The sequence below is a fragment of the Acinetobacter sp. USHLN143 genome (assembly GCF_037145695.1).
Classification (GTDB): domain Bacteria; phylum Pseudomonadota; class Gammaproteobacteria; order Pseudomonadales; family Moraxellaceae; genus Acinetobacter; species Acinetobacter fasciculus.
The window spans coordinates 1-332 of record NZ_JBBCWZ010000250.1 but is presented as its reverse complement, the minus strand read 5'-3'; the positions used below and the strand labels follow the sequence as shown (position 1 = coordinate 332).

At 34.0% G+C, this 332-nt stretch carries 1 pseudogene; it reads right to left on the bottom strand.

The features are described 5' to 3' along the window. Positions 1-87: pseudogene (locus tag WFH18_RS17955) on the bottom strand (IS5/IS1182 family transposase); the annotation flags it as partial. Positions 88-332: the final 245 nt, after the last annotated feature.

Genomic DNA, 332 nt, shown 5'->3' with positions numbered 1-332 from the left:
TAAATTTGAGTTGTGGTGAATGGATAAATTACGCAGAATAACTTTCAACTTTTGCCAGTGTTGATCTGTCAGCATGGTACGAGGCATAGCGAATAGTAAAATTGGGTTTGGTGATTTGATTTTACTACTTCGCTATTTTTTTAAGCTAAAAGTGTCAACACACCCTAATTAATGGTATATTTGGCACATTACTTGTTCAGCGCAAAAATTTAACTGAAAAGCTCTGTACACGACAAATTTCATAGGACCCTTGTCCTATCAGGCTTTTTCTTTCTTAAAATTGCTAGCACTTTCTTAAATTCTTCTTTTTTTCCAAAACCAATCAAACGTAG